Origin of the sequence: Pseudomonas sp. K5002, assembly GCF_013386655.1 — a bacterium.
Lineage (GTDB): Bacteria > Pseudomonadota > Gammaproteobacteria > Pseudomonadales > Pseudomonadaceae > Aquipseudomonas.
On record NZ_JACARK010000576.1, the window covers coordinates 1 to 6,489 of the forward strand.

Genomic DNA, 6,489 nt, shown 5'->3' on the forward strand with positions numbered 1-6,489 from the left:
CGCATCGACGTTCATACTGGCGCTGCGCACGTAGGACTCGCCGCCATCCGGGTTTTGCACGGCCATCCAGCCGTCACCGCTGACGGCCACATCGAGGTCACGGCCGGTTTCAATCATCGCGCCAGGGGAAAAGTCCGTGCCTGGGCGCTCGGTCAAGGCAAAGGCCCGCGCCGGAAAGCTGTCACCGAACACCGGCATCGAGCGCGCCTGTTCCAGGTCACGCTGGAAACCATTGGTGGAAACGTTCGCCAAGTTGTTGGCGTGGGCCTTCTGCGCCAGTGCATTCTGGCTGGCGCCGGTCATTGCCACGTAAAGGTACTTATCCACGCTCTTTCCTCTTTCTGACGGACGCTTGCCGCCCACCGCTGTACTGATGAGGCTTAAGCAATTTGCGAACCAACTTTTTGAAATGAGGGAAAGTCCAGGCGGGGCGGGGGTTTGCCGGCAGGTGGCAGCTGAGCGCAGCAGGAAGAGAGTCGAAAAAACGGCGGACTTATGCCGCTAACGGCAAGTACAGGTATCAAGACCGACAAAGAACCCATGTGGGAGCGGGNNCCGCATTCGCGAGCAAGCCAGCTCCCACAGGCTTAACCGCGTTCGGCTTTGACGACTTCGTAGTCACGCAATTTGTTGGCGATGGTGGTGTGGGACACGCCCAGCCGCTTGCCCAACAGACGGCTGCTGGGATGCTCGGCATACAACTGCGCCAGCACGGCCTTTTCAAAGCGCCCGACGATCTCCTCCAACCCGCCTTCCAGGGAAAAATCCCCCAGCGGCTGGCGCACGCCATAGTCCGGCAGGCGAATGTGCTCGGCCTTGACGGTGCCGCCCTCACACAGCGAAACCGCCTGGAACAGCACGTTCTCCAACTGCCGCACATTCCCCGGCCAGTGGTAATGGCTGAGGCGTTCCATCGCCGCCGGTGCGAGCTTGGGCAGCGGGCAGCCGATCTGCCGGCTGGCCTGATCCAGGAAGTGCTCCACCAGCGGCGGCAAACCGTCGAGGCACTCGCGTAGCGGCGGGATATGCAGCGAGAGCACATTGAGACGATGGTAAAGGTCCTGGCGGAATTCGCCCTGAGCGCACAGTTCGGAAAGGTCCACCTGGGTCGCGCAGATCACCCGCACATCCAGGTACACCTCTTCATCACTGCCTACACGGCGAAAGCAGCCGTCCTGCAGAAAGCGCAGCAACTTCACCTGCAACCGCGCGCTCATTTCGCCGACGCCGTCGAGAAACAACGTACCGCCCGCCGTCAGCTCCAGCAGTCCCAACTTGCCCTCCGCCCTCGCCCCTTCAAAGGCGCCGGGACCATAGCCGAACAACTCGGTCTCGGCCATGGACTCGGGCAAACCGGCGCAGTTGAGCGCCATCAACGGCGACTGGCCGCGTGGGCTGGCCAGGTGACAAGCGCGGGCCAGCAACTCTTTGCCGGTGCCGGTTTCGCCTTCTATTAATAGAGGCGCATCCAACGGCGCCATGCGCCGAGCCTCACGCACCACGGCGGCCATGACCCTGGAGCTTTGGAAAATGCTGTCGAAGCCGCGCAGTTCCTGCTTGCGCACATTGTAGATACGCTCACCCACCCGGTCGGCGCGGTGCAGGGTCAGTACGGCGCCGGCCATGGCTTCGCTGTCGTCATGCTCGGAGGATTGCAGCGGCGCAATATCGGCCAGGAATACATCGCCCTTGACCTTGACCCGCAGGCCGTTGATTCGCGATTTGCTGGCCCGTACCAGTTCCGGCAAATCGAAATCTTCGGCGTAGCGCGACAACGGAATGCCCGGCACCTCATCCACCCGTACTCCGAGCAACTGCGCCGCCGCGCGGTTGGCCGCGACGATGGAGCCGCCCATGTCGATGGACAGCACCGGAAACTCCAGCGCCCCCAGCAGCGCGTTGAGCTCCATATGCCGACGCTCGCTGGGCATCAGCCCTACCCGCTTGACACCAAATACCCCGGCAATCGCCTCGAACTGCGGGCGCAATGCCTGGAACTGCAGGTTCACCAGGTTCGGGCAATAGAGGTAGATGGCGTTGCCGTGCTCGCCACCGACCTCGCCCTTGGCGACGTTCACGCCGTACTCCACCAGCAGGTTGAGGATGTCCCGCAGGATGCCGATGCGGTTCTGGCAATGCACTTTGATACGCATGAGAAGGCCCGAAGAGGTGGAGTCGCTGCGTCTTTTTGCCGCCGGCCGCAGATAATCGTCAAGATTATGTGACAGCTGCATGGCGATTCACACCCAAAATACGCCACAGGGAGAACGAATTGCCTCAACCGTAACGAAAACTTTACGAATCTCAGTAATTTTTCCTACAAAAGCATGGCGCAGGAGGATGGCTTCCTGGCCCAGGCGGCGTATCAATAGGCTCATCCCAGGACATAACAAGAACGAATGCCTAGCAGGAGAGCAGTATGAAGCAGACGCAGTACGTGGCCCGCGAGCCCGACGCGAACGGTTTTATCGACTACCCGCCCGAAGAACACGCGGTGTGGAACACCCTGATCACGCGCCAACTGAAAGTGATCGAGGGCCGCGCCTGCCAGGAATACCTGGACGGCATCGACAAGCTCGGCCTGCCCCACGACCGCATTCCACAGCTGGCGGAAGTCAACAAAGTGCTGGCCGAGACCACGGGCTGGCAAGTCGCCCGGGTGCCGGCGCTGATCCCCTTCCAGACTTTTTTCGAATTGCTCGCCAACAAGCAGTTTCCGGTGGCGACGTTTATTCGTACCCGTGAAGAGCTGGATTACCTGCAGGAACCGGACATTTTTCACGAGATCTTCGGCCATTGCCCACTGCTGACCAACCCCTGGTTCGCGGAATTCACCCACACCTACGGCAAGCTCGGCCTGGCCGCCACCAAGGAACAGCGCGTGTACCTGGCGCGCCTGTACTGGATGACCATCGAGTTCGGCCTGGTGGACACGCCCGAAGGCCGGCGCATCTACGGTGGCGGCATCCTGTCTTCGCCCAAGGAGACCGAGTACTGCCTCTCGGACGTGCCCGAGCATCAAGCCTTCGACCCGCTCGAAGCGATGCGCACGCCGTATCGCATCGACATCCTGCAACCCGTGTACTTCGCCCTGCCCAACCTCAAGCGCCTGTTCGAAGTGGCGCAGGAAGACATCATGGGCATGGTCGAACGCGGGATGCAGCTGGGGCTGCACGCACCGAAGTTCCCGCCCAAGCCAAAAGCGGCTTGAACTGCGGCTTTTAGGGCCAGGTGAGTCTGTTCCCTGGCCCCGCGTTGCTTTAGGGTGACGCTACTGACGACCGTTTCCAAATACTCGATTTCAGGAATACCCACATGACCACGTTGAACCAAGCCCACTGCGAAGCCTGCCGCGCCGACGCCCCGCAAGTCAGCGACGAAGAGTTGCCGGTGCTGATCAAGCAGATCCCCGACTGGAACATCGAAGTACGCGATGGCGTGATGCAGCTGGAAAAGGTCTTCCTGTTCAAGAATTTCAAATTCGCCCTGGCCTTCACCAACGCCGTGGGCGTGATCTCCGAAGCTGAAGGCCATCACCCGGGCCTGCTCACCGAATGGGGCAAAGTCACCGTGACCTGGTGGAGCCACTCCATCAAGGGCCTGCACCGCAACGACTTCATCATGGCCGCGCGCACCGACGAAGTGGCCAAGGATGCCGAGGGCCGCAAGTAATGCATTTCGACGCAATTGGCCGGGTGCCCGGAGACCCGATCCTCGGGCTGATGGAGCTGTATGCCCAGGACCCGAACCCGCTCAAGTTCGACCTCGGCGTGGGCGTGTACAAGGACGACCAGGGCCTGACGCCGATCCCGCATTCGGTGAAACTGGCCGAGCAGCGCCTGGTGGAACAACAAACCACCAAGACCTACATCGGCGGCCATGGCAATACCGCGTTCGGCTCGCTGATCAGCGAGCTGGTGCTGGGCGCCGGTTCGCCACTGCTGGGCGAGCGCCGCGCCGGCGCCACCCAGACGCCTGGCGGCACCGGCGCGCTGCGCCTGAGCGCCGACTTTATCGCCCACAGCCTGCCCGGCCGTGGCGTATGGCTGAGCAACCCGACCTGGCCGATCCACGAAACCATCTTCGCCAAGGCCGGGCTCAAGGTCAGCCATTACCCGTACGTGGGCAGCGACAATCGTCTGGACGTAGCGGCAATGCTGGCCACCCTGTCCACCGTGCCAAAAGGCGATGTGGTGCTTCTGCACGCCTGCTGCCACAACCCGACCGGTTTCGACCTGTCCCACGATGACTGGCGCCAGGTGCTGAAGATCGTCCAGGAACGTCAGTTGCTGCCGCTGATCGACTTTGCGTATCAGGGTTTTGGCGATGGCCTGGAACAGGATGCATGGGCCGTGCGGATGTTCGCGGCTGAGCTGCCCGAAGTGCTGATCACCAGTTCCTGCTCGAAGAACTTCGGCTTGTACAGCGACCGTGTCGGCGCGTTGATTGTGTGCGCGGCGGACGCCGAGAAACTGACGGATGTGCGCAGCCAGCTAGCGTTTATTGCGCGTAACTTGTGGTCGACGCCGCCGGACCATGGTGCTGCTGTGGTGGCGACGATTCTCGGTGACGCCGGGCTGAAAAAGCAGTGGGCCGAGGAAGTTGAAGCGATGCGGGCGCGGATTGCGCAGCTGCGTTCCGGGCTGGTGGAGGCGTTGGCGCCCCATGGGTTGTCGGAGCGGTTTGCGCATATTGCGGCGCAACGCGGGATGTTTTCCTATACCGGGTTGAGTGCGGAACAGGTGAAGCAACTGCGGGACAAGCACAGCGTGTATATGGTCAATTCCGGGCGTGCGAACGTGGCGGGGATTGACGCGACACGGTTGACGTTGTTGGCAGAAGCCATCGCGGATGTTTCCCACACCTGACTGAAGAAACCGGCTCCAAATGTGGGAGCGGGCTTGCTCGCGAAGGCGGTGGGTCAGTCGAATTATCTGGTGACTGACACTCCGCATTCGCGAGCAAGCCCGCTCCCACATTTAGACTGAGTGAGTCTGTGAGTCTGTGGGTTTGAGGCTCAGCCCGCGACCATTTCGGCTTTGAGCTGTGCCTCTTTCGCCTGGGCATCCGCCAATCGATACAGCTCGATATGCCCGTCCCAGTGTTCGATCAGCGCTGTGCACGACTCCACCCAATCCCCGCAATTGAGGTAGTCCACCTCGCCCACCTTGCGAATCTCCGCATGGTGAATGTGCCCGCACACCACGCCATGCAGCTCGCGCTTGGTCACTTCGTGGGCGATCGCTTCTTCAAAATCACTGATAAAGCTGACCGCCGTCTTGACCTTGTGCTTGAGGTACGCCGACAACGACCAATAGCCGTAGCCATAGCGCGCCCGCCAGTGGTTCAGCCAGCGGTTGAGCGTGAGGGTGAATTCGTAGGCCGAATCGCCAAGGAACGCCAGCCAGCGGTGATACCGGGTGATCACGTCGAACTGGTCGCCATGGATCACCAGCAAATGCCGGCCATCGGCAGTCACGTGCACCGCTTCGTCCACCAACTGGATATTGCCAAGGATCAGCTTCGAATAACGCCGCAGGAATTCATCGTGGTTGCCGGTGACGTAGATCACCTCGGTGCCGCGCTTGCTCATGGTCAGCAGGCGGCGGATCACGTTGGTGTGGGCCTGGGGCCAATACATGCCGCTGCGCAGCTTCCAGCCGTCGATGATGTCGCCCACCAGGTAGACCTTGTCGGCGTGGTAGCCCTTGAGGAAATGCGAGAGGTGTTCGGCCTGGCAATCCCGAGTGCCCAAATGCACGTCGGAAATCCACAGGGTACGCACGCGTTGCTTGCGGCTGGGTTTGGCGAGTTCGGCGCTGGTCATGGGCATGCCTCACGGTGTTTTCGCGAGCTTGCGCCCACGGGATTAATAGCCCATGACAGTGTTGCGTCAGTCTGATGACAGCACCCACAGGCGGCGAAGCGATGTAAACTGCGGGCCTGCCCAGGAGACTGCGATGAGACCCAACCTCACGCTACGCCACTACCCCGATGCGCCTATCGCCCATAGCCACGACCATGCACAGCTGGTGTTTGGCCTGTCCGGGCACCTGGACTTCGAGGTGGATGGCCGGGGCGGCCAGGTGCAGCACAGCAGTGTGATGGTGCTGCCCTACTCCGCCCATCACGCATGCCGCAGTCGCGATGGCAGCCGCTGCCTGGTGCTGGACGTGCCCGATGAGCACTGGCTGGCGCAGTCCCTGGGCGAGCATGCCGACGCCAGCCGCCGCTTGCTCGACCGGTGCGCACACCTGACCCTCGACAATCGCCAAAGCCAACTGGTGCAATGGCTGGCGAGCAGCCCGGTGGACGACCCGCTGATCGCCCAGCAAGGCGCCGTGTTGCTGCTGGCCAGCCTCAACCTTGCGCAGCCGCCGGTGGGCAAGCGCCTGCCCTATGCCGCGTTCGATGCGCATATCCAGCGGCATGCCGCGCACCCACTGCAAGTGGCGGATCTGGCGAAGCTCGCCGACCTGTCCGTCGCCC

General features: G+C 61.9%; 7 protein-coding genes. 4 read left to right on the forward strand and 3 right to left on the reverse strand.

Features of this window, described 5'->3' with window-relative positions; all coding sequences use genetic code 11:
• Positions 1-327, reverse strand: a 327-nt coding sequence (locus tag HX846_RS23765; RefSeq protein WP_178966202.1) for a flagellar hook-basal body complex protein, incomplete at its 3' end; no start/stop codon positions are given.
• Between the two features lie 260 nt (positions 328-587).
• A complete protein-coding gene (locus tag HX846_RS23770; RefSeq protein WP_178966203.1) occupies positions 588-2,153 on the reverse strand; it encodes a sigma-54-dependent transcriptional regulator in 1,566 nt (521 codons plus the stop codon).
• 266 nt (positions 2,154-2,419) lie between these two features.
• Here HX846_RS23770 and phhA point away from each other — a divergent pair, with 266 nt between their 5' ends.
• The 3 genes from phhA (at position 2,420) to HX846_RS23785 (ending at position 4,868) form a co-directional block, all read left to right on the forward strand.
• A complete protein-coding gene (gene phhA, locus HX846_RS23775; RefSeq protein WP_087692742.1) occupies positions 2,420-3,211 on the forward strand; it encodes a phenylalanine 4-monooxygenase in 792 nt (263 codons plus the stop codon).
• Positions 3,212-3,315: 104 nt separating this feature from the next.
• Entirely contained in the window at positions 3,316-3,672 is a 357-nt protein-coding gene (locus tag HX846_RS23780; RefSeq protein ID WP_003214616.1) for a 4a-hydroxytetrahydrobiopterin dehydratase, read from the forward strand.
• Positions 3,672-4,868, forward strand: a complete 1,197-nt coding sequence (locus HX846_RS23785) for an amino acid aminotransferase (RefSeq protein WP_087692743.1) — start codon at positions 3,672-3,674, stop codon at positions 4,866-4,868. The genes HX846_RS23780 and HX846_RS23785 overlap by 1 nt, the downstream gene beginning before the upstream one ends.
• 149 nt (positions 4,869-5,017) lie before the next feature.
• Here the strand turns inward: HX846_RS23785 and HX846_RS23790 are convergent, their stop codons facing one another.
• Positions 5,018-5,827: a UDP-2,3-diacylglucosamine diphosphatase gene (locus HX846_RS23790; protein ID WP_003214618.1), complete on the reverse strand. Its 810-nt coding sequence runs from the start codon at positions 5,825-5,827 to the stop codon at positions 5,018-5,020.
• Between the two features lie 133 nt (positions 5,828-5,960).
• Between HX846_RS23790 and HX846_RS23795 the strand changes: the two genes are divergently transcribed.
• A partial coding sequence (locus HX846_RS23795) for an AraC family transcriptional regulator (RefSeq protein ID WP_178966204.1) occupies positions 5,961-6,489 on the forward strand: 529 nt, incomplete at its 3' end.

Coding starts and splice junctions, on each gene's coding strand:
- HX846_RS23770 (WP_178966203.1), bottom strand. CDS start 2,153: ATGCGTATCAAAGTGCATTGCCAGAACCGCATCGGCATCCTGCGGGAC.
- HX846_RS23780 (WP_003214616.1), top strand. CDS start 3,316: ATGACCACGTTGAACCAAGCCCACTGCGAAGCCTGCCGCGCCGACGCC.
- HX846_RS23785 (WP_087692743.1), top strand. CDS start 3,672: ATGCATTTCGACGCAATTGGCCGGGTGCCCGGAGACCCGATCCTCGGG.
- HX846_RS23790 (WP_003214618.1), bottom strand. CDS start 5,827: ATGACCAGCGCCGAACTCGCCAAACCCAGCCGCAAGCAACGCGTGCGT.
- phhA (WP_087692742.1), top strand. CDS start 2,420: ATGAAGCAGACGCAGTACGTGGCCCGCGAGCCCGACGCGAACGGTTTT.